Here is an 18,494-nt window from a genome sequence, read left to right as displayed (position 1 = left end):
TCGCACGCACCCTTGGCCGTTCGCCCGACACGATCATGAAGCACTTTCCCGGCCGTAGCGTGTGGCGGCCGGGCAGCGGCCGCGAAATCCTCGACATGCGCCGCCAGCTCGCAGCGATCGGGGCCCGCTGATGGCGCGCGTCGTGCTGCCCGGCCAGCCGGGCTACATCGAACCGGGCTCGCCCGAATGGCTACGCCGGATCACGCCAAGCAAGGTCGCGGCCATCGTCGGCGTCAGTCGCTTCGAATCGCCGTATCGGCTATGGCACCGTATGCGCGGCATCTTGGCGCCCGAAGACCCGAAAGACATCTTCGACGTCGGCCACGACTACGAGCCCGCCGCCGCGAACCGCTGGCGCCGGCATAACCCCGGCTGGAAACTCTCGCGCGGCGAAGTGCAATTCGTGCTGGACGAAGACGAGTTCGGGTTTCCGGCCGTGTGCACGCTCGACAGGCGCGGCGTTCGCGGCCGGGCCCGCCGCGTCGTCGAGCTGAAAACCGCTCGCCAGCTTGACGAGTGGGGCGACGACTTCACCGGCGATTGCCCCGAAGACTATGCGGCCCAATGCACCGCGCAGATGTTGTTTACCGGCTGGACTGACTACCCGGCGCATCTGCTCGCACTGGGCCCGTTCTTCAACGATCACATTTACCCGATCGAGTTCGATGCCGGCGTCGCCGAATGGCTGCTCGACGAGTGCCGCAAGTTCTGGGCATCGCTGTCGCAGCCGACGCCGCCGGCGCTCGACGACCACGTTGCGACGTACGAAGCGGTGCGCGAGCTGCACCCCGACATCAACGGCGAAACCGTCGAAGTCGACCCCGATCTTGGCATGGCCGTGCACAACGCCAACGACGACGCCAAGGCCGCCGACAAGCGGCTACGCGGGCTCAAAACGCAACTGCTCGACGCGATGGGCAACGCGCAATACGCCGTCATGGGCCCGCTCAGGGTCGCCACCCGAAGCCCGCACGCCAAGGCCGGCGTCGCGCTCAACCTCGCACGCAAACACCCCGCCACCCAACAGGCAGAACAAAGGAACAAGTCAGCATGAGCACGAAAACCACCATCATCGCGGCGATTTCCGGCGCGCTGGTCGCCGGCGCACTCGCGGCCGCCGGCCCGGCCCACGCCGCGCCCGACCCAAGCGTGGGCCCCAACTGCGACACCGTGCCTTGGGGCTTCCTGTTCAGTCAGCGCCGCACGATCTGCGACGGCCCGGTACACGCCGACGGTAGCTGGGACCGCAAGCGGTCTATCTGGACGCCGGCGCACACAGTGCCGATCACCACGAATTGCTACGGCAGCTCGTACGTCACGTGCACCACGACCGGCGGCCAGTTCGTGCCGTTCACGATCAACGACCAGCAGATTTACCCGGTCACGCCGGAAAACGTGTTGCCCGACGAGCCCGGCCACCTGGGCTAAATCCGCACCAGCGAAAGGAAATCCGCACCATGACCAACGAAGTCGCCACGATCGACGAGACCACAACCGACCTCGTGCCCGGCCAAATCGGTTTCAACTCAGCGCAGCGCGCCATGCTCGCGCAACTCGGGCTTTCGGACGCGCCCGAAGGTGATTTGATCCTGTTCTCGCACGTCTGCCAGAAATCGGGGCTTGACCCGTTCCGGCGCGAAATTTACATGATCGGCCGAAACACGCAGGTCACGCGGTACGAAAAGGTCGACCCGAACGACCCAGAGTCGAACCAGCGCAAGGTGACTCGCTGGGAAACCGTTTACACCATTCAGACCGGCATTCAGGGATTCCGTAAGCGGGCCCGCGAGCTGGCCGAAGAAAAGGGCAACCGGCTCGGCTTCGAAGGCCCGTTCTGGTGCGGCGACGACGGCGAGTGGCGCGAAGTCTGGCCCGAAGACAAGACACCGGTAGCAGCGAAATACGTGGTGTTCCGTGACGGCGAGCCGATACCGGCCGTGACCCATTTCGCCGAATACGTGCAAACCGTCAAGGTCGACGGCAACACGGTGCCGAATTCCATGTGGTCGAAGATGCCGCGAAACCAGATCGCGAAATGCGCCGAAGCCCTCGCGATTCAACGCGCTTACCCCGACGAGTTGTCGGGTCTGGTGCTTGAAGACGCGGTTAGCGACGCCATCACCGTCGACGAAGCCGGCGAAGTGCAACAGCCGAAACGGCGGCCGGGTGGCCGTGGCGTCGACTCGTTGCGGGCCCGCGCAGCGGCCGCGCAGAACGCCGACGACCCGGGCACCGAAACCGTTGACAACGCGGGCGCCGGCGCTGACAGCATCCCAGCACTGTTCGCGGCCGCCGACTGCAACGACGTCGCTGACCGGTTCATCGTCGCCGGCGCGATTCTCGGCCGCACCGTCAACCACGCCGGCGAAATGTCAGACGACGAAACCGAGCAGATTCGCGCGCAGCTCGTCGCGTGGCGCGACGCCGGCGAGCTCGACGACAAGGTGCGCGACGCGCTGAACGAGCACGACATCAAGGCCGAACAAGCCGCCGGGAACAAGCCCGCCGGCGCCAACGGAAAGGAAACCAAGTAATGCCCGACAAACCCGCGGAGGCAACCGAATTCGCAAGTCTGCTCGTCACGCACAAAAAGGGGCTCGCGCACGACGAAGCGTCGCGCAAGTTGCGTGAGGCCGTCGAAGCCGTCCAGCGCACCGGCAAGGCGGCGTCGGTCACGGTCAAGTTGTCGATCAAGCCCGTCGAGAAAATCCCGAACGCATTCCGCATTCAGGACAGCATCACGGCGTCGATTCCCGAAGAACCGCGTACGTCGATGTGGTTCGGCGACGACAAGGGCGGCCTGCATCGCAACGACCCGAATCAGCGCGAATTCGACTACGACACACCGGCCGACAACAAGACCGCCGGCGCCGGCAAAGACCAGTAACCCGCACCCGCAACCCAACAACCAGACAGGAATCCAAACAGCATGAGCACGAACGAAGTATTCGAACTGCCGGCACCGGCCATCGGTCAATTCGGCGTGGTCAACACGCCGCACCCCGCCGACGTGCTCGACGACCCGCGCCCGTACGTGCGCCACGTCGTGTCGGTCACCGAGAAGCACGGCTTGCAGCACCAAACGATCGAAGTGCCCGCCAGCGAGGTCACGAAGAACCCGTTCCGGCCGATCGGCGAGCGCGTCGTCGCCGACCTCGACTCGTTTCTCGCCGAGCTCGACCGCCGGCCGCTCGGCGACGCCGGCACCTTGTGGGGCAACGCCACCGCCGGCCGGCTCACCGCGATCTACAACGACCACCGCTGCATCGGTGACGACGGCGACGACCTCGCCGGCTGGCGCGACGACAAGCTGACGTTGAAGCTCGTCACCGACGAAGACTGGGCGGCCTGGCACAACATTTCGGGAACCTATTTCGGCCAAACCGAATTCGGCGACAAGATCGAATCGTTGTTGCACACCATCGTCGACCCCGATCAGGCCGACTTGCTGGAAATCATCGACAGCGTTCGCGCGTCGACCAGCGGCGCGTTCGAATCCACCATCGAGCGCGGCAACGGCGGGCAGACGCTCACGTACAAGCAAGAACACACGATGAGCGCCGGCAAGGGCCGCCAGCTCGAATTGCCGCAGCTCATCACCCTTGAGTTGCGGCCGTGGGAAGGGCACCACGAAACGACCGAAGTGCAAGCCTATTTCCGCACCCGCGTGAAAGATGGCGCGCTCGGCCTGGCGGTCAAGCTCAAGCCGACCCGCCAGATTGTTCGCGACGCATGGACGGCCGTCGCGCTCGCCGTGACCGCGCAGACCGGCAAAACCGTGCTGGCGGTCTCGTCGTGACGACGGCCGACACGCGCATCGTCGTCGCGCTGTTCCAAGCGCCGGCCGCGAATTGGCTCGCGGCGCTCAGGCCCAACAGTCGGCCGCAGCGATGGCGCTGGCGCGCCATCAACGCCGGCAACAACCGCATCATGGCCGAGAGCAGCGAGTCGTACACGAACGAAGACGATGCAATGGACGCCATCGACGAGCTGTTCGGCAACCGTAGCGACGTCTGGTTACAACGGGCCGGCGAAACCGACCTGTTGTTGCGAATGCCGTTCAACGAAGCCTGATTTGCCCGACTATGCCGACCTCGCCGACCGCGATAGCGCCGTCGTACAAGACGCGCTCTCGCGGTCGTGCGAAGTCTGCAAAGCCAAACCCCGCCACGACTGTTTCAACCTCGCCGACGGCAAACCGTTGCCCGGCAGGATCGTTCACTACGCAAGGACGACGCCGTGACTCATCAGCTCGCGCTCAAGTTCGCGCAGACGATGCCCGAACGGTTCGAAGAATTCCACGCCGACAACCCGGTCGTGTACGACACGCTCGTGCGGCTAGCGCGTGAATGGGTCGCCCGCACCGGCCGCCACAAGCTCGGCATCGCAACGCTTTTCGAGCGAACCCGCTGGGAAATCGCGCTGGCGACCAACGACCCCGAATACAAGCTCAACAACAACTGGAAAGCCTATTACGCGCGGCTCATCATGCGCCGAGAACCCGACCTCGACGAGCTGTTCGACCTACGCGCCAGCGAAGCCGACGAATGGATCGCAGGGCGGGCAGCATGACCGAGCACTCGCCCGTACACATCGACGTGCCACACCGCGACGGCTGCAACAACCAGCTCGTTGTTATCGGCGGCGACTACTTGCGCCGGCACCGTGGCATGGACGACGTTGTGTACCGCGACTCGCGCGGCCGCCGGCACCGCCATGCGTGGCGACTGTGGCTCGTGCTGATCTGCAACGACATCAGCTGCCCGGCCGTCGTGCTTGTGCGGGCCGACGCCATCGAAAAGTTCGCCACCGAAACGCTCATCAACGAAGCCGCCGCAGCGGCCGCCCGCAAGGCACTCGGCGCATGACGCCGGCCGCGACCAAGCCGCGCCAACGCTGGGCCGACGTTCCCAGCACGTCCGACGTCAACCGCCGGCGCAAACCGTTCTGCCCGTCGTGTGGCTGCTATTTCGCCGTGCACAACGCGCACCGCCGCGACTGCACGGCCGAGCTGGCGGCCCGCGAGCGCGAACGTACGGGCCGGGCCCGCTGCGACTGTTGCGGCGGCAGCGTGCCCGTCGAATCGCTCGCGTGGGACCGCTACAGGTGGCAGTGCATCGACTGCGCCGGCGGCGAGCTGGGGGCCGGCGATGGCGCGTGAATGCGTGCTGTGCGGCGACTACGAGTCCGAGCACGACGAAACCCGGCCCGGCGATCGGTTTCTCGGCCGATGCCGCGCACGCAACTACTACGGCCCGGGCCGCAACGACTTCGTGCGCTGCGACTGCCCCGGCTTCGAACCCGACCCCGAAACGGAAGGCGCGACATGTCGAGCGTGACAACAAGGTTCGTCGATCAAGAGTTTTTGCACGACCCTGACACTGGATCGGTCGGCGATTGCTGGCGCGCCGGCATCGCCAGCATTCTCGGGTGCCCGATCGCGGCCGTGCCGCACTTCGTGCGCGACTACCCGAACCAAGACGGCGACGAAGTTGCCCGATGGTTCGCAGAAACGCAGCAATGGCTCATTGCGAACCACGACGTCACGATCTTGTACTACGACACCCCCGACGCCGTACGCGCCGAATGCCGGGCCGAAACCAGTTCCTACCCGCACATTCTGATCGACGGCCGATCACCGCGAGGCGTGGCCCATGTCGTCGTCGGCGACGCCATCACCGGCGAAATCATGCACGACCCGCACCCGTCCCGCGACGGGCTCGCCGACATCACCGGCGCTTTCGTTCTCTGCGAGGCCCGCTAATGGTGCTGCCGATCTTGCTCACCCTGTTCTGTGACCGCTGTAGCGGCCTATTCAAATCCCCCGCATTGCGGCCGATCTGCCCGCAGTGCCAGCCCGCCAACGAGAGAGGCCGCCGTGCGAATTCGTAGCACCAAACCGGAGTTCTGGCGCTCACGCCGAATCGCGGCCGTCGACTGGGAAGACCGATTTGTACTCAAGGGGCTTGAGTCGTACGTCGACGACAACGGCGTCGGCAAGGACGACATCGAATTGATAGTCGGCGACCTGTTCCAACGCGACCTCGTTCGCGAGCCCTCGCGAACCCTCGCGAGGGTTTCGGAAGCACTTCGCCGGCTTCACGAGGCCGGTTTGCTATGGCGATACGAAGTCGACGGCACCGCATTGCTCTATGTGTCGTTCTGGGAATCGGCCCAACGAGTCGACAAACCGAACCCCGGACGTTTACCCAGACCAGACGGCACTTTGAACTACAAAGAGTCCGTCATCGGCGAGTCATTCGCGAACATTCGCGAACCCTCGCGAACCTTCGCGCCTGGAACAGAGGAACAGGGGAACAGGGGAACAGGGGAACAGACGACGACCGCGCGCGAAAACGACGAACCCGCGCCGCCCGAACCGCAAGGCGTCGTCGACGACGAAGTGCTCAATTCCGCGCCCGAATTCGTCGACAATCCCAGCCGGCCCACGCCGCCCAAACCGACCGACGCCGCACGCACGGTCGTCCGCACAACGCTCGGCACCGGCTACCCCCGAACGACCATCGACCGGCTCGCCGTCCAAGTCACCAAACTTGCGCGCGAACGCCACCCCGACGCGCTCATCCGCGAGGCGCTTCGCGAATGGGACCGCCGCGCCGACTGCACGAAAGCCGAATTCCTGCCGACCGTGCTGGGCGACATCGTCAAACGCTCCCGCGCCGCGCCGGCCACGAACGGCCACGACGACAAAGTCAACGGCTACCTCGCGTTCGCCAACCAAACCCGACGACCGGAGCTCGAACCATGACCGACTACCACCAGACCGCCGCGCTCGCGCTCGCCAAGTGCGCCGCCTATGACCCGTGGTTTCCGAAAGCCTCACAGGCCATCGTCGATTCCTGGGCCGAGCAGATCGCACGCTACGAGCTGCAACCGCCCGACGTGCTGGCCGGCGTCGCGAAGATGTACGCCGAGAACGGATCGGGATTTCGGCCGCTGCCCAAAGACTTGACCGACGCGGCCCGCGCCGTACGCCGCGACCGCACCGAACGGGAATCAGACGCCGAACGCCGCGCACGCGAAGACCGTCGCGACGCCGACCTAGACCGCCGCGCCGAGCTGGCGCAACTCGTCGACAGCCTCGCCCGATCCAAAGCGATCGACCATGAGTGACCCCGTTGACCTCGACGACCGCGACCCGTACCCGCCGCCGTGGTACAGCGGGCCGCCGCCGAAGGTCACGCGCGACCCGGTGCTGTTGGCCTACATCGACACGAACGCGCTCGACTTCGACTGCACGAACCCGAAATGCATGGCGCCGCAAGGCGAGCTGTGCCGCCATGACGCCGAACACGGCGGCCGCGAACGAAAGATGCCTTGCCCGAAACGCATCACTACCGCTGCACGAGCTGCGAAAGGAACCACCGAATCATGAGCACGCCAAGCCCCGAAGACCGGCAACGGCGCATCGACGACGCCGTGCGCAACCTGCACGTGATGAACGACCAGCTCGCCGTTTTCCACGCCACACGCGCTATCGCGTTCGGCACGAACAGCCCCGCGTACACGGCCGAAGCGATTCGCGAGCTGTACCGCGATTTCGACCGCAAGCACCCGAATGCACTAGAACCACCGAAAGGGGCCGAGAAGTGATAACCGACCACGAGTTCGTCGGGTTGCGGCAGTGGGGCATGTTCCCGACCGCCGACAAGCCGTGCCAGTACCGGCCGAGCGCGCATGTCGCCGCCGTGTGCGGCTTCCCGCAAGGGCAGCACGTGCGCATGTGCTCGGCGGCGCTGAACATCGCCGGCCAGCACTACGGTTGCGATCTGCTGACCCCGCACACGGGTTCGCACCGCAATGCGGCAGCCGAAGCGATCTGGGACGGGCCCGCCGCATGACCGCGCCCAACCTTGGCCCGTGCCGCTGCGAAGTCGTCGACCAGAACGTGCCGTTTTCCGCGTTGCCGGCGCACGCCAAGGTCAACACCGCGCTCGGCCTGGTGCTCGTCGACCACGAGCACAGCGATTTCGAGCCGTACCCGTGCGCCGAGCCCAATTGCCCGTGCGGCGAGCACCGACCCGTCTACCGCCCGCCCGGCGACGAGACAGAACCCGGCGAGAATCGAGCCCAGACGGCCGCTGCGCCACGAAACCGGTATTCCGTGTCCATTCCCGCCGACGCGCTGGAATTCGCCGGCGAGAACGTCGCACAGACCGCCGCGTGGATTGACGGCGTGCTCGCATGGCTCGGGTGGACCGGCGGTGAGGCGCGACCGCTCGACGACGCGCGCACCGTGTGCGACTTCGCCGACGCACTCGACGCGGCCAAGCCCGAACACATCGACACCATGACCGCGCTCGCGCTCGCGCTGCGCCGGCTCGCCGCCGCCAACCGCGACAACTCCGCCCGACGGTTCGTCGCCGGCATCCGACGCAAGCTGGCCGGCCGATGAGTGATTACGGGCGGCCAGTGATGACCAGCGTGCAAGCCGAAGTCGAAATGCTGGCCGCGACGCGATTCCAACAACTCGGCCCGAACTACGACTTCGCCGACTACGAAGTGCGAGCAATCAGCGGCGAACGCGGCTTCGAAGACGAAGCGATCGGCGCGCTTGCGTTCACGCACGAGCAATTCGGCACGCCGTTCACACAAGCCGTTTCGTGCGACATCTGTGGCGGCCTGTTCGTCGAGCGGCTGCAAGCCATGCGCAAGCACCGGCTGCAATGCGGCTGGCGCAAACGATGAGCGTCGAAGTGCGCCACGGCGCCGGCGGCGGCGCCGAATGCGACTGGGGGCCGATCGAACTGTCGGCCCACGGCGGCCCGCCGGCCGAACCGAAGCCGCTGCTCTTGCTCGACGCCGACGAAATCGACCGCATGGTGCGCGCCGGCGCCGACTGCCCGCACGAGTGCGGCGCCGTCACCACCGTCAAGGAACGCCAGCCCGAACCCGCCGGCGAAGTCGTCCTTGGCTGCGACGTCGTGCCGCACCGCAGCGGGCTCGTCATCGCGACACCGCTCAAGACGCGCAAGTTCCTGACCCTGACCCGCGGCCGCGAAACGTGGACATGGGAACTGTACGAAGCGCACTGGGCGCCAGACGATTTCGATGAAGGACGAATTTACGTGGGAAGGTGGCCCGACTAGATGAGCGCACACGAATGCCTTGCCGCCGGCGCGTGCCGCAACGCGACCGTCTTAACCAACGACGAAGGTGTCGAGATACGCCGCGACGGCGCTGCGACCGAGCACGAGAACACGCTGTGCCCCGCGTGCCGCGACTACATCAGCAAGGCCGTGCGCCAGCTCCCGAAAGACTGGGCCCAGCTACGCGCCACGCTCGGCGAGCGGGCCCGCCGCAACGGCCAAAAGGTTCGCTCGACACCCGAACCGGCCGTGCCGATTTCCGCGCGCAAAGACGCGCTCATGCGCGACATCGTGGAAACCGCGCGGCGCGCCGCCGAGCTCGTCGCCGACGCCATCAACGCGCGCCCGCCCGCCGGCCGCCGGCTACCCGCCCCGCCGGCACAGCTCGAGAAACCGGTCGATGCCCGTTCGGTCGCCGTGCGCAGCTTCGATGACACCCGCGTGCACGACGGCGACCTGTTGGCCGCGTGCATACGCATGGTCGAACCGAATCTCGACGCGCTCGCCGGCAACGAACTGTCGAATCACTACGTCTGGAACCGCGATAACGAGCGCCACGAAATCGTCCAACTGATCGGCGTCGACGTCGCGTTCGATCTGGTCGACCTGCACAACCAAGCACGCGCCGAACTGGGCTTGACCCGGCTGCGCCACCGCTACGAAATGCCGTGCCCCAATTGCGGCGCCGCCGTCGGCCGCGACGACGGCACAACCATCGTCGATTGCAAGAACTGCAACTCGGCATGGACCGAACGCGAATATCAGTTTCTCGCCGGGCTCATCACTCACGAAAGGTTAGATATGGAACTGTTGAAATGGCTTCTCGCCGAAGCCTATTGGCGGCTCGACATGTTGCAGAACCTCGACGACATGATGCACCGACACAAGAACCTAGACGCAGACGCCGCCGCTGCGCTCGAAATTCTCGACGCCGCGCTCGGCGAGCACAAACGGCCGGCCGATCGCGTCGTCGCCACCGACCGCAAAACCGCCGCCGAGCGCCAGGCCGCCGACGACACGTGGGCATTCGGCAACGAGCCCACCTACCAGCGGCCCAAACGCAAGCCGGCGCCGGCGCGCGAGCCCATCACGAACCCGATACCGGCCGGCTCGCTGTCCACGCTCGTCGACATCGACGAAAACGTCGTCATCAACGGCGACGCGCGGTGCCGCGACTGCAACCTGATTCACGCCGGGACGTGCCCGTGACGACGACGCCGAAGTCATTTCAGGCACTCGACTCAGTGATTCAAGCCCTGATGCACGAGTGCCACCCCGACCAGCTCGCCGCCGGCGCCATACCCGTCGACGCGGTGCTCGTCGTCGGCACACAGCGCATCGACGACGACGGCGACCGTGTGGGCGGCGTGTTCGTCTTCCCCCGCAACGGATCACAGCCGTACTACCAAACGACCGGGCTGCTCGACGCCGCGCGAGACCTGTTGTACGCCCGCGCGCACGAACGGGTCGACGAATGACCGCCCGCGCGCCGCGCCGGCGCTGGAACGTCAAAGACTGGCCGTGGCCCGGCGACGACGCCGAAGACAAGGCCAAGCGCATCGCACTGTCATACCGCCGGCTCGTCTACGACATCGCACAAGGCACCATCGACGACCCCGCCGGCGAGCTGTACCGGCTCGACGAACACTGGGCCCAGTTCGGCCACTACTGGCCGCGCCCGGGCCCGATGCCCGTCGACGAAGACGACTGGCTATGCGCCGCCGACCTCGCGCACCTGATCGACAAGGCGCCAACCGACATATACCGATGGGCCCGGCGCGGCAAGATCGAGCAGCGCGTCGGCCCAGACGGCGCACCCGAATACTCGCTCGCATCAGCACGCGACTACCTACTGCAACGACGACAGAAACGAGCTGGACTGTGACGTACGAAGGCACCCGAATAGGCGACATCACGCTATGTGCTGGTTGCGGATTCGCGATCCAGCTTCGCCGCATCAGTTACGCAGAAGGCGACTGGGACGAATGGCGACACTTCCGTGTTCCCATCACACCGCACACGGCCGAACCGAAGCGGTCAATCTGGGAAGCGACGCCATGACGTACCAGCCGGCCGCCGGCGAATACCGGTGCATCGTGTGCGGCGCGTGGCGCGGCGAGCACACCCCCGACGGCAACGGCATCGTGCTGGAATGCCCGGTGCCCGTGAAGCTGAACGAATACTTCCGCATAACGGCATCGTTCACGCCAGCACCAGCACCACTACCGCCCGTCGGCTCGCGCGTGAAACTCACCCGCGACGGCCGGCGCTGGTGGGACGTCCGCGCGGCCGACGACCGATTCGCGATCCTCACCCGCCAAGCCGAATTCAGACCGAAGGGCGAAGTCTGCTACACGATTCTCGACGCCGTAGCCGGCGTGCGCGGCCCGTGCGACCTGATCGGGCAAAGCTGGCACAAAACGATGCCCGACGAAGCGTGCGCCGAACTGCTCGCCGAATTGCAGATCAGCTCGAAAGTCGACGCATGGAACGCCGGCGACCGAACGTTCGACGTCGACGCCATCATCGGCGATCGCGGCAACTGGGTCGGAATCTCACACCGCAACCGCGTACGACTCGACATCGGCGAAATACGCCCCCCACGAAAGGAAAACCGTTGATACGCACCGCATTGCAGAACCTAGCCAACAACGACCGACCCGAATGGCTCGTGCGCCGCATACCCGCCGGCGTCTGGAACTGGGCATTCGAAGTCACACCAAACGAAGCCATGATGCAAGACGCATACGCCGCACTGATGGCGCGCCCGAACATCACCGTCTACGACTACGACGGCCGCAACCGCCGGCCCGCGAACCCGTTCGCCGAATTGCGGCGCGGCCTGGCGAAGACCGCCGAAGCGGCCGCCGCGATGGCCGAACACCTGAACCAGATGTTCGCCGGCTTTCGCCGGCGCGTGCTGATCGGATTCAACGATGACTGACGTGAACGCCGACGGCCGTTTCGAAGCCGTCGAAACCGGCTGGCCGCTGACGCAACTTCTCGCGTGCACGACGTGCGGCGTCTTGCTGTGGGACGTCGACAAGCACTACCGATCGGCACATGGCATTCGATGCGTCGTCGACGAGTGCCCGGCCGGCCCGTTCGCGTCCGTCGCCGAGCTGAACGAACACTCACGCGAGCACCACGTCGAAACGTGGTACGTCAACGGCGAAAACATCGGCGAACGCTACCCCGGCGCCAACAAGGCTGGCGACTTCACCTGGCACACGAAATGATGCACCGTCGGCGCTACACCCGACGCGGCCTGCAATGCACGTGCGGCGCGCCGTTCTGGTCATGGCGGCACATCATCGCGTACGAGCTGGGCGCGCTCGCCGAGCGGATTCGCTACCACGCGCCGGAATGGTTTCGCGTCCGATGGCGCGCATTCCTGTGGTACCACCTGATAGCTCGGGTGAAATGACCCCTCGACGCCGGCACTGCCCGGGCTCGCGCGCTATCGGTGCCCCGTGGCAAGACGCCGATTGGTGCCCGTCATGCGGCCGCGTCTACGCACTACGCTTCGACGGCACCATTCGCGCTCACCCGATGGATTACGCGCGCATCGTCCGATTCGCGGCCGAGCTGGTGCGCGACGCCGAGATTCGCGACGGCATCCGATTGCCGATATGAGCGCCGGCACGTGCGATCACGACTTCACGTACAGCGTCGTCACGCTCGGGTATGAAGCGATTGCGCTGTGCACGTGCACGCTGTGCGGCGTCTGGGGCGTCGGATACGAAGCCGGAAACGATAGCCGCCGGCACCGACCGATCTAGCCGGCTTCGCGGCGAATGAGCTCGTCGATTGCCTCGCGCAACAGCTTCGACGGCCGCACGCCACGCCGGGCGGCGATTGCTTGGAACTTCGCGCGCACGTCGGCGGGTACCCGCGTCTGCAAGACGGGCGAATGCGTGCCATCGCCGGATAGCGACTTGCCGCCCGGCACGAGATTGTCGGCACGGCGAAATGCCTTGGCGGCCAACTTCTCGGCGCGCTTCTCGGTTAGCCGCTTGCCCTGAAATTGAAAGTCGTCGTGGTCAAGATCGGCGTCGACAACCTCGGCGCCGGCCGTGCTTTTCGGGAACTTACCCATGTCGTGCAACCCCTTTCGGTTCACTTGCGCCATTCGGTCGGCAGGCAGTGGATAGCGGCGAACTGGTCGTCGAACCTGTCGTCGGGCACCAGCCCGATTTCCAGCTCGACGCCACGGTCATCGGTGCCGATGTAGAGCGCGTAATCGCCGTCGACGCTGTGGAGCACAGCGTTCGCGAGCGCCGCTCTGATTCGGCCCGAATTGATCCCGTGTTTGCGGGCTGACCCGGTAATTCGTACGCGCATACGTCGAGTATGTCATACATCACCGACAATTCCTAACGAACATGTCGTACATACCCGACAATGCTAGGCGTCACGCCACGCCAACGCACCCCGAATATCGACGAAATAAGTGTTCATGGATACACTCGCCCACAAGCACCGCTGTGCCCGAAACGGGCCGGCGGTTCTTTGCTGCCCGCGATCGGGAGGTGTTCACGTGGCGCACGCACCGACACCCGGCAACGAGCAAGCCATCGAACGGCTCAACAAATACTGGGCAGACGGCGAAGGCGCCGCGAAAATCAACTGGGGCGTGCCCGGCGATTTCGCGCGCTGTGAGGCCGAGCTCGGCAAGTTCATTCACGACCCCGAAGTCGTCAAAGGACACTGCGCCAACCTCCACAAGCGGGCAACCGGCGCATGGCCCGGCCACGCACCAGGCGCCGAACAAGCCGCCGCCCACGCCAAGCACGTTGCCGCGCTCGCCAAGGAACGGAACAAGGGCAAGTGAACGACGACCTGTTGCCCGACGACCCCGCCGGCACAGTGCGCGCCGGCGGCGGCATCATCGCCGTACGCGCACCGAGCCCAGTACCCGACAGCGACGACACGGCGCTCGCATGGTTCGTCTTCAACGTCGACGGCCACCAGCTCGACTACGAAGCCGAGCACCAGCGCATCAGGCAGTTGCCCATCGTGTACCAGCTCATCGCCGCCGCCCGCTGATGTACGACGCCGACCAGCTCGTCGACACCTACGACGAATTCGCCGTTCGCATCACCGGCGCCGGCTACGCGATCAGCACAACCGACACCGTGAACGTCGTGCGTGACGCCGAGAACGCGACCGTATTCACGAACGTCGACGACGCATTACTCGTCGTCAACACGCTCGCCACGCGATACCGCGACCTCGGCGCCAACGACTACGCCGACGCCGTGCACGTCATCACACGCACCGTTCAAACCACACGCTCGTCATGGTTCGAACGCGGCCGGCCACCAGCCGATGCCACGCGCACCTAGACGTTGCCCCGGTGACCACGGCCAGTGCACGAACCTGATACGCAACCGCAAGTACTGCGAAGAACACACGGTTGCATGGGCCGGCGAACGCACCGAATCGAGCCGCGTCACCAGCACGCGCCGTTGGCGTGAAGACGTGCGGCCGACCATTTTGAAACGCGACGGCTACGCCTGCCAGATCAGATACGTCGGCATCTGCACCGGATACGCGACCGTCGTCGACAAGATCGCGCCGGCCGCCCGCCGACCCGACCTCGCGTTCGACCCCGACAACCATCAGGCCGCGTGTTGGGAATGCAACGACACCAAGGCACGCACAGCCGACCGCGGATTGCCCGAACCACCACGAGCCGCGTAACCGCCGTCGCTGGCGACTTCCCCACGCCAGCGCCGGCGGCCGGCGAGCGGTGACCGTCGCGAGAGGGTGGCTCAGCGCCGGCGACCAGCCCCCGGGGGCCGGCGACCCCCAACGGTCCACCCTCCCCCCGTACCTACTGAGTCCCGCCGATATGTCCTGTGAAAAAAGGTCTGTACGCTTCCCGCAACTTTTCTCCGGCGGCTGTTCGGCGTTCCGAAAACCGTTGTCTACCAGCGGTTTCGGGCTCGAGCCCGTGCGCGAAAGTTGCTCGGGCGCAACGTTATTCCCGTTATGGGAGCCAGCGACCCGATATGGGAGCGTGTGACATGCCAGCACATTCGAAAGACCCGTCGGTTCGTGCTCGACGCAACAAGACGTCGACGCGGGCCGTGCTCAAGCCGGTCAAGAATCCGACGATTCCGGCGTTGCCGGCGGGGCCCGATTGGTATCCGCAGATCGAAGCGTGGTGGCGTCGCGCGTGGTCGTCGCCGATGGTTCCCGAATGGACCGAATCGGACGTCGACACGATGTACCTGGCGGCGAAGCTGATGCAAGAGTTTTGGTCGCCGGAAACCAGCGCGAACGTGTGCAAGAACTTGGCGGCCGAGATTCGGCAGTTGCTCGCGCAGTGCGGTTTGACGCCGATGTCGCGGCGCTCGCTGCAATGGGAAATCGAGCGGGTCGACGAAGCGCAGGCGCGGGGCAATGCGCGGCGTTCGGGTACGAGCTCGGCGCCGGCGAAGTCGGCAGCGGCGAAGCGCAAGGTCGATCCCCGGGTGGCGCGGCGCGAACGCAACTTGCATTCCGTGGGCTAGTGCCCGGTGGAGCTGGTAGTACCGCCCGACGACGATAAGCCGTTGCCCACGCTGGGCGACCAAGTGTGCGATTTCCTTGAAGAACGCGCGGTGTACGGGCCGGGCGACCTCAAGGGGCAACGGGTTCAGCTTTCCGAAGACTGGCGCTATTGCCTGTACCGGCTGTATGAGCACTGGCCGCGCGGGCACCCGCGCGCCGGCCGCCGGCGGTTCAAAAAGGGCCGGCTCTCGGTGCGCAAGGGCGCGGCGAAAACCGAGCTGATGGCGTTCGTCGGTTTCCTTGAGATACACCCCGAAGCGCCGGTTCGGTTCAACGGGTTCAACCGCGACGGCTCGCTCAAGCAAGGCCGGCCGGTCGTTGACCCCTTCGTTCCGATGCTGGCGAACGCCAAGTTGCAGGTTTCCGAGCTGGCGTTCGGCGCGCTCAAGTACATCTGCGAAGAATGCGACGACGCCGACCTGTTCGACGCGACGCTTGACCGCATCATTCGGCTCGACGACCGTGGCCGAGCCGACGGCAAGGCGTTGCCGCTGGCGAACGCGCCCGACACGAACGACGGTGGGCGCACGACGTGCAACTTGTACGACGAAACGCACCGTCTGTATCTGCCGTCTGAGAAGGCGGCAATCGTCACGATGGAAGCGAACCTAGGGAAGCGCACAGCGCAAGACCCTTGGTCGCTGGGCGTGACGACGGCCGGCGAGCCCGGCCAGCAGTCGCAGGCCGAAGACGACCATTTTGAAGCCGAAGCCATTGCGCGGGGCGAGATTAAGCGGCCGCGCATGTTTTATTTTCACCGTCAGGCGTCCGACGGCTGGGATATGGACGTCTTCGAAGAACGGTGCGAGGCGATTCGCGAGGCGTCGGGCGACGAGCTGGCGGCGCGCACCGACGTTGAAGACCTGGCGTCGCAATGGGACGTGCCGAAGGCCGACGTCGCGTATCTGGAACGGGTTTGGTGCAACCGCTGGACACAGCAGGGCTTGCAGGCGTTCAACTTGCGGCGCTGGAAAGACTTGCGCCGGCCGGGTGCGGTCATTCCGCGGCGGGCAATGGTGACGATCGGGTTCGACGGCGCTCGTATGCGCGACTCGACGGCGATGGTGGTCACCGACGTGCGCACCGGGCTGCAAGTGCTGGCCGGCTTGTGGGAGCGGCCGCACGACGCCGACGAAGACTGGGAAGTTGACGAGTCTGAAGTCAACGCCAAGCGCGCCGAGCTGTTCCGCACGTACCGCGTCGTGAAGATGTACGCCGACCCGCCGCACTGGAATTACACGGTGGGCGCGTGGGCGGCCAAGCACCCCGACGTCGTTGAAGAATTCTGGACGAACCAGCGGCATCGCATGATTCGGACGATTCAGACGTACGTCGGTGCGATGCAGTCGGGCGTGCTCGGCCACGACGACGACCCCGAAACGGGCGACTTAACGCGGCATATCGGTAACGCCGGCAAGCAGTACACGAACTTGGTCGACCCGCAGACCGGCGAACGGCTGTGGATTCTGGGCAAGTTGCACAAAGACCGCAAGTTTGACGGCGCGATGGCCGCCGTTCTGTCGTGGCAAGCCCGCATGGACGTGTTGCCGAAGTTGCCGAAGCCGAAGAAACGAGTGTTCAAGCAGATCAGGTGAAAGGGGCCGAGATTTGACCAGTCCGACCCCCGCCACCCGCGCGGACCTGTTGCCGTACCAATGGTTCGACCGCATCAACGCCATGTTCACGCAGCCGACCCGGGCACCGTGGAAAGACCAGCTCGTACGGCCGTCGAACATCATCGACCCGCGCAGCGGCGAACGCAGCATTTCGCACATGGCGCGCTACTGGACGCCGCGCGACCGGTATCTCGACATGCTGTGGTCGTACTACGAGGGCGACCCGCCGTTGCCGCAGCTCAAGCCGGAATATCACGAGGTTTTCCGCGACATCATCCGCAAGGCCCGGTCGAACTACGCGCCGATGTGCATTGCCGCGATGTTGGATCGCATGGAACTGCAAGACATTTCGACGCTGATCGACGCCGACACCGACGGCGACAACCTCGCGGCCGACATCATGGAAGAAACCGCGTTCGCGGCCGTCAGCAAGGACTTGTTCGCCTACACGCTGGGCATGGGCGAGGGCTACGCGATGGTTGTGCCCGGTGTCGAAGGCGGCCCGACGCTGGAAAGCACGAACGCGCCGAGCCCGACTATCCACGCGATCGACCCGCGACGGTGCATCGGCATACCCGACCTGAACAACCCGACGCGGCTCGCGGCGGCCGTTGTGCACCAGTACGACCCGATCTTGCAGTCGCGCATCGCGCACCTGTTCTTGCCCGGGCAGAAGTGGACGCTCAACTACGACCCCGACTCAAGGAACTTCACGCTCGCCGACACCGCGCCGGTCGCCGTCGAAGGGCTCGACGCTTTCGGCGGCATTCCCATCGTTCGGTTCGACAACCTGAACGGTATGGGCGAGTACGAGCCGCATATCGACCTGCTCGACCGGATCAACGACGTCACGCTTCAACGCATCATCGGGTTCTGGTATCAGGCGTTGCGGCAACGCGGGCTGGTCGGCGACGAAGACGCCGAAGACGAAGACTCGCCCGAACAGCAAGCGCCGCCGGTCGACCTGAACAAGGTGTTCAAGGCCGGCCCAGGCGAGCTGTGGCAGATACCGGCCGACTTCAAGATATGGGAGTCGCAACAGACCGATTTCGGGCCGCTGCTGAACGGAAAGCGCGATGACGTCAAGGAATTCGCCGCCGTCACGTCGACGCCGTTGCACCTGATTACGCCCGACGCGGCCGCCGGCTCGGCAAGCGTGTGGAATTCGATCGGCCCCCAGTGCAGTTTCATGCGCCGGCCACGGTCG

Annotated in this window: 35 protein-coding genes; 33 read left to right on the top strand and 2 right to left on the bottom strand. The window is 65.5% G+C overall.

The features are described 5' to 3' along the window. The first annotated feature begins 130 nt into the window (after positions 1-130). The 26 genes from A5625_RS26940 (at position 131) to A5625_RS29385 (ending at position 12,746) form a co-directional block, all read left to right on the top strand. Positions 131-1,054, top strand: coding sequence for a YqaJ viral recombinase family protein (locus tag A5625_RS26940; protein WP_067001670.1), 924 nt, complete (start codon positions 131-133; stop codon positions 1,052-1,054). Then, positions 1,051-1,428 carry a hypothetical protein gene (locus A5625_RS26935; protein ID WP_067001667.1) on the top strand — a complete coding sequence of 126 codons (378 nt, stop codon included), beginning with the start codon at positions 1,051-1,053 and terminating at the stop codon, positions 1,426-1,428. The genes A5625_RS26940 and A5625_RS26935 overlap by 4 nt, the downstream gene beginning before the upstream one ends. Before the next feature lie 29 nt (positions 1,429-1,457). Continuing rightward, positions 1,458-2,534, top strand: coding sequence for a recombinase RecT (locus A5625_RS26930; protein ID WP_067001664.1), 1,077 nt, complete (start codon positions 1,458-1,460; stop codon positions 2,532-2,534). After that, positions 2,534-2,887, top strand: coding sequence for a hypothetical protein (locus A5625_RS26925; protein WP_067001661.1), 354 nt, complete (start codon positions 2,534-2,536; stop codon positions 2,885-2,887). Before A5625_RS26930 ends, A5625_RS26925 begins: the two co-directional genes overlap by 1 nt. 96 nt (positions 2,888-2,983) lie before the next feature. Then, the gene (locus A5625_RS26920; protein WP_197516248.1) at positions 2,984-3,799 is read left to right on the top strand and encodes a DUF2303 family protein; all 816 of its coding nucleotides are present in this window, start codon (positions 2,984-2,986) and stop codon (positions 3,797-3,799) included. Next, positions 3,796-4,074 carry a DUF1508 domain-containing protein gene (locus A5625_RS26915; protein ID WP_067001655.1) on the top strand — a complete coding sequence of 93 codons (279 nt, stop codon included), beginning with the start codon at positions 3,796-3,798 and terminating at the stop codon, positions 4,072-4,074. Before A5625_RS26920 ends, A5625_RS26915 begins: the two co-directional genes overlap by 4 nt. A gap of 165 nt (positions 4,075-4,239) precedes the next feature. After that, positions 4,240-4,572, top strand: a complete 333-nt coding sequence (locus tag A5625_RS26910) for a hypothetical protein (RefSeq protein ID WP_197516247.1) — start codon at positions 4,240-4,242, stop codon at positions 4,570-4,572. Next, on the top strand, positions 4,569-4,868 hold the full coding sequence (locus tag A5625_RS26905; protein WP_156748615.1) for a hypothetical protein: 300 nt from the start codon (positions 4,569-4,571) through the stop codon (positions 4,866-4,868). Before A5625_RS26910 ends, A5625_RS26905 begins: the two co-directional genes overlap by 4 nt. Then, positions 4,865-5,161, top strand: a complete 297-nt coding sequence (locus tag A5625_RS26900) for a hypothetical protein (protein WP_067001650.1) — start codon at positions 4,865-4,867, stop codon at positions 5,159-5,161. The genes A5625_RS26905 and A5625_RS26900 overlap by 4 nt, the downstream gene beginning before the upstream one ends. Then, positions 5,151-5,339, top strand: a complete 189-nt coding sequence (locus A5625_RS26895) for a hypothetical protein (protein ID WP_067001646.1) — start codon at positions 5,151-5,153, stop codon at positions 5,337-5,339. The genes A5625_RS26900 and A5625_RS26895 overlap by 11 nt, the downstream gene beginning before the upstream one ends. Continuing rightward, the gene (locus A5625_RS26890; RefSeq protein WP_156748614.1) at positions 5,336-5,764 is read left to right on the top strand and encodes a hypothetical protein; all 429 of its coding nucleotides are present in this window, start codon (positions 5,336-5,338) and stop codon (positions 5,762-5,764) included. The genes A5625_RS26895 and A5625_RS26890 overlap by 4 nt, the downstream gene beginning before the upstream one ends. A gap of 114 nt (positions 5,765-5,878) precedes the next feature. Further along, positions 5,879-6,769, top strand: coding sequence for a hypothetical protein (locus A5625_RS29755; RefSeq protein ID WP_067001640.1), 891 nt, complete (start codon positions 5,879-5,881; stop codon positions 6,767-6,769). Further along, positions 6,766-7,134: a hypothetical protein gene (locus A5625_RS26880; protein ID WP_067001637.1), complete on the top strand. Its 369-nt coding sequence runs from the start codon at positions 6,766-6,768 to the stop codon at positions 7,132-7,134. The genes A5625_RS29755 and A5625_RS26880 overlap by 4 nt, the downstream gene beginning before the upstream one ends. Further along, complete coding sequence (locus A5625_RS26875; protein ID WP_067001634.1) at positions 7,127-7,396, top strand: hypothetical protein; 270 nt, start codon at positions 7,127-7,129, stop codon at positions 7,394-7,396. The genes A5625_RS26880 and A5625_RS26875 overlap by 8 nt, the downstream gene beginning before the upstream one ends. Next, complete coding sequence (locus A5625_RS26870) at positions 7,393-7,614, top strand: hypothetical protein (protein ID WP_067001631.1); 222 nt, start codon at positions 7,393-7,395, stop codon at positions 7,612-7,614. Before A5625_RS26875 ends, A5625_RS26870 begins: the two co-directional genes overlap by 4 nt. Beyond that, positions 7,611-7,862, top strand: coding sequence for a hypothetical protein (locus A5625_RS26865; RefSeq protein ID WP_067001628.1), 252 nt, complete (start codon positions 7,611-7,613; stop codon positions 7,860-7,862). The genes A5625_RS26870 and A5625_RS26865 overlap by 4 nt, the downstream gene beginning before the upstream one ends. Further along, positions 7,859-8,416, top strand: coding sequence for a hypothetical protein (locus A5625_RS26860; protein ID WP_067001625.1), 558 nt, complete (start codon positions 7,859-7,861; stop codon positions 8,414-8,416). Before A5625_RS26865 ends, A5625_RS26860 begins: the two co-directional genes overlap by 4 nt. Continuing rightward, on the top strand, positions 8,413-8,709 hold the full coding sequence (locus tag A5625_RS26855; RefSeq protein WP_067001622.1) for a hypothetical protein: 297 nt from the start codon (positions 8,413-8,415) through the stop codon (positions 8,707-8,709). The genes A5625_RS26860 and A5625_RS26855 overlap by 4 nt, the downstream gene beginning before the upstream one ends. Then, entirely contained in the window at positions 8,706-9,110 is a 405-nt protein-coding gene (locus tag A5625_RS26850; RefSeq protein WP_156748611.1) for a hypothetical protein, read from the top strand. The genes A5625_RS26855 and A5625_RS26850 overlap by 4 nt, the downstream gene beginning before the upstream one ends. Continuing rightward, the gene (locus A5625_RS26845; protein ID WP_067001617.1) at positions 9,111-10,319 is read left to right on the top strand and encodes a hypothetical protein; all 1,209 of its coding nucleotides are present in this window, start codon (positions 9,111-9,113) and stop codon (positions 10,317-10,319) included. Further along, positions 10,316-10,588, top strand: coding sequence for a hypothetical protein (locus A5625_RS26840; protein ID WP_156748609.1), 273 nt, complete (start codon positions 10,316-10,318; stop codon positions 10,586-10,588). The genes A5625_RS26845 and A5625_RS26840 overlap by 4 nt, the downstream gene beginning before the upstream one ends. Then, a complete protein-coding gene (locus A5625_RS26835) occupies positions 10,585-10,995 on the top strand; it encodes a hypothetical protein (protein ID WP_067001614.1) in 411 nt (136 codons plus the stop codon). The genes A5625_RS26840 and A5625_RS26835 overlap by 4 nt, the downstream gene beginning before the upstream one ends. 100 nt (positions 10,996-11,095) lie before the next feature. Continuing rightward, complete coding sequence (locus A5625_RS26830; RefSeq protein WP_067001611.1) at positions 11,096-11,731, top strand: hypothetical protein; 636 nt, start codon at positions 11,096-11,098, stop codon at positions 11,729-11,731. After that, positions 11,728-12,054: a hypothetical protein gene (locus A5625_RS26825; RefSeq protein WP_067001609.1), complete on the top strand. Its 327-nt coding sequence runs from the start codon at positions 11,728-11,730 to the stop codon at positions 12,052-12,054. The genes A5625_RS26830 and A5625_RS26825 overlap by 4 nt, the downstream gene beginning before the upstream one ends. Continuing rightward, positions 12,047-12,349: a hypothetical protein gene (locus A5625_RS26820; RefSeq protein WP_156748605.1), complete on the top strand. Its 303-nt coding sequence runs from the start codon at positions 12,047-12,049 to the stop codon at positions 12,347-12,349. Before A5625_RS26825 ends, A5625_RS26820 begins: the two co-directional genes overlap by 8 nt. A 184-nt stretch (positions 12,350-12,533) precedes the next feature. Next, positions 12,534-12,746, top strand: coding sequence for a hypothetical protein (locus tag A5625_RS29385; RefSeq protein WP_156748603.1), 213 nt, complete (start codon positions 12,534-12,536; stop codon positions 12,744-12,746). 142 nt (positions 12,747-12,888) lie between these two features. On the opposite strand, the gene A5625_RS26810 is transcribed toward A5625_RS29385, so the two are convergent. Both A5625_RS26810 and A5625_RS26805 read right to left on the bottom strand, forming a co-directional pair. Then, a complete protein-coding gene (locus A5625_RS26810; RefSeq protein ID WP_067001673.1) occupies positions 12,889-13,209 on the bottom strand; it encodes a hypothetical protein in 321 nt (106 codons plus the stop codon). 20 nt (positions 13,210-13,229) lie between these two features. Continuing rightward, complete coding sequence (locus tag A5625_RS26805; RefSeq protein WP_067001601.1) at positions 13,230-13,454, bottom strand: hypothetical protein; 225 nt, start codon at positions 13,452-13,454, stop codon at positions 13,230-13,232. Positions 13,455-13,650: 196 nt separating this feature from the next. Between A5625_RS26805 and A5625_RS26800 the strand changes: the two genes are divergently transcribed. The 7 genes from A5625_RS26800 to A5625_RS26770 all read left to right on the top strand — a co-directional run. Beyond that, positions 13,651-13,944, top strand: coding sequence for a hypothetical protein (locus A5625_RS26800; RefSeq protein ID WP_067001598.1), 294 nt, complete (start codon positions 13,651-13,653; stop codon positions 13,942-13,944). Next, positions 13,941-14,159 (top strand): hypothetical protein, encoded by a 219-nt coding sequence (locus A5625_RS26795; RefSeq protein ID WP_067001595.1) that lies wholly within the window; start codon positions 13,941-13,943, stop codon positions 14,157-14,159. The genes A5625_RS26800 and A5625_RS26795 overlap by 4 nt, the downstream gene beginning before the upstream one ends. After that, complete coding sequence (locus A5625_RS26790; protein ID WP_067001592.1) at positions 14,159-14,458, top strand: hypothetical protein; 300 nt, start codon at positions 14,159-14,161, stop codon at positions 14,456-14,458. Before A5625_RS26795 ends, A5625_RS26790 begins: the two co-directional genes overlap by 1 nt. A gap of 136 nt (positions 14,459-14,594) precedes the next feature. After that, positions 14,595-14,816 (top strand): hypothetical protein, encoded by a 222-nt coding sequence (locus A5625_RS30400; protein WP_232003837.1) that lies wholly within the window; start codon positions 14,595-14,597, stop codon positions 14,814-14,816. A gap of 326 nt (positions 14,817-15,142) precedes the next feature. After that, complete coding sequence (locus A5625_RS26780) at positions 15,143-15,631, top strand: hypothetical protein (protein WP_156748601.1); 489 nt, start codon at positions 15,143-15,145, stop codon at positions 15,629-15,631. A gap of 6 nt (positions 15,632-15,637) precedes the next feature. Then, the gene (locus A5625_RS26775; RefSeq protein WP_067001584.1) at positions 15,638-17,266 is read left to right on the top strand and encodes a terminase; all 1,629 of its coding nucleotides are present in this window, start codon (positions 15,638-15,640) and stop codon (positions 17,264-17,266) included. 13 nt (positions 17,267-17,279) lie between these two features. After that, the coding region (locus A5625_RS26770; protein ID WP_067001581.1) for a phage portal protein at positions 17,280-18,494 on the top strand (1,215 nt) is incomplete at its 3' end.

This window comes from Mycobacterium sp. 1465703.0 (assembly GCF_001672975.1).
Classification (GTDB): Bacteria; Actinomycetota; Actinomycetes; order Mycobacteriales; family Mycobacteriaceae; genus Mycobacterium.
This window is presented reverse-complemented; position numbering and strand designations above follow the sequence as displayed.

Coding starts and splice junctions, on each gene's coding strand:
- A5625_RS26930 (WP_067001664.1), top strand. CDS start 1,458: ATGACCAACGAAGTCGCCACGATCGACGAGACCACAACCGACCTCGTG.
- A5625_RS26790 (WP_067001592.1), top strand. CDS start 14,159: ATGTACGACGCCGACCAGCTCGTCGACACCTACGACGAATTCGCCGTT.
- A5625_RS26935 (WP_067001667.1), top strand. CDS start 1,051: ATGAGCACGAAAACCACCATCATCGCGGCGATTTCCGGCGCGCTGGTC.
- A5625_RS26810 (WP_067001673.1), bottom strand. CDS start 13,209: ATGGGTAAGTTCCCGAAAAGCACGGCCGGCGCCGAGGTTGTCGACGCC.
- A5625_RS29385 (WP_156748603.1), top strand. CDS start 12,534: ATGACCCCTCGACGCCGGCACTGCCCGGGCTCGCGCGCTATCGGTGCC.
- A5625_RS26835 (WP_067001614.1), top strand. CDS start 10,585: ATGACCGCCCGCGCGCCGCGCCGGCGCTGGAACGTCAAAGACTGGCCG.
- A5625_RS26820 (WP_156748605.1), top strand. CDS start 12,047: ATGACTGACGTGAACGCCGACGGCCGTTTCGAAGCCGTCGAAACCGGC.
- A5625_RS26830 (WP_067001611.1), top strand. CDS start 11,096: ATGGCGACACTTCCGTGTTCCCATCACACCGCACACGGCCGAACCGAA.
- A5625_RS26925 (WP_067001661.1), top strand. CDS start 2,534: ATGCCCGACAAACCCGCGGAGGCAACCGAATTCGCAAGTCTGCTCGTC.
- A5625_RS26860 (WP_067001625.1), top strand. CDS start 7,859: ATGACCGCGCCCAACCTTGGCCCGTGCCGCTGCGAAGTCGTCGACCAG.
- A5625_RS26870 (WP_067001631.1), top strand. CDS start 7,393: ATGAGCACGCCAAGCCCCGAAGACCGGCAACGGCGCATCGACGACGCC.
- A5625_RS26845 (WP_067001617.1), top strand. CDS start 9,111: ATGAGCGCACACGAATGCCTTGCCGCCGGCGCGTGCCGCAACGCGACC.
- A5625_RS26850 (WP_156748611.1), top strand. CDS start 8,706: ATGAGCGTCGAAGTGCGCCACGGCGCCGGCGGCGGCGCCGAATGCGAC.
- A5625_RS26855 (WP_067001622.1), top strand. CDS start 8,413: ATGAGTGATTACGGGCGGCCAGTGATGACCAGCGTGCAAGCCGAAGTC.
- A5625_RS26895 (WP_067001646.1), top strand. CDS start 5,151: ATGGCGCGTGAATGCGTGCTGTGCGGCGACTACGAGTCCGAGCACGAC.
- A5625_RS26780 (WP_156748601.1), top strand. CDS start 15,143: ATGCCAGCACATTCGAAAGACCCGTCGGTTCGTGCTCGACGCAACAAG.
- A5625_RS26875 (WP_067001634.1), top strand. CDS start 7,127: ATGAGTGACCCCGTTGACCTCGACGACCGCGACCCGTACCCGCCGCCG.
- A5625_RS26905 (WP_156748615.1), top strand. CDS start 4,569: ATGACCGAGCACTCGCCCGTACACATCGACGTGCCACACCGCGACGGC.
- A5625_RS26900 (WP_067001650.1), top strand. CDS start 4,865: ATGACGCCGGCCGCGACCAAGCCGCGCCAACGCTGGGCCGACGTTCCC.
- A5625_RS26940 (WP_067001670.1), top strand. CDS start 131: ATGGCGCGCGTCGTGCTGCCCGGCCAGCCGGGCTACATCGAACCGGGC.
- A5625_RS26880 (WP_067001637.1), top strand. CDS start 6,766: ATGACCGACTACCACCAGACCGCCGCGCTCGCGCTCGCCAAGTGCGCC.
- A5625_RS26805 (WP_067001601.1), bottom strand. CDS start 13,454: ATGCGCGTACGAATTACCGGGTCAGCCCGCAAACACGGGATCAATTCG.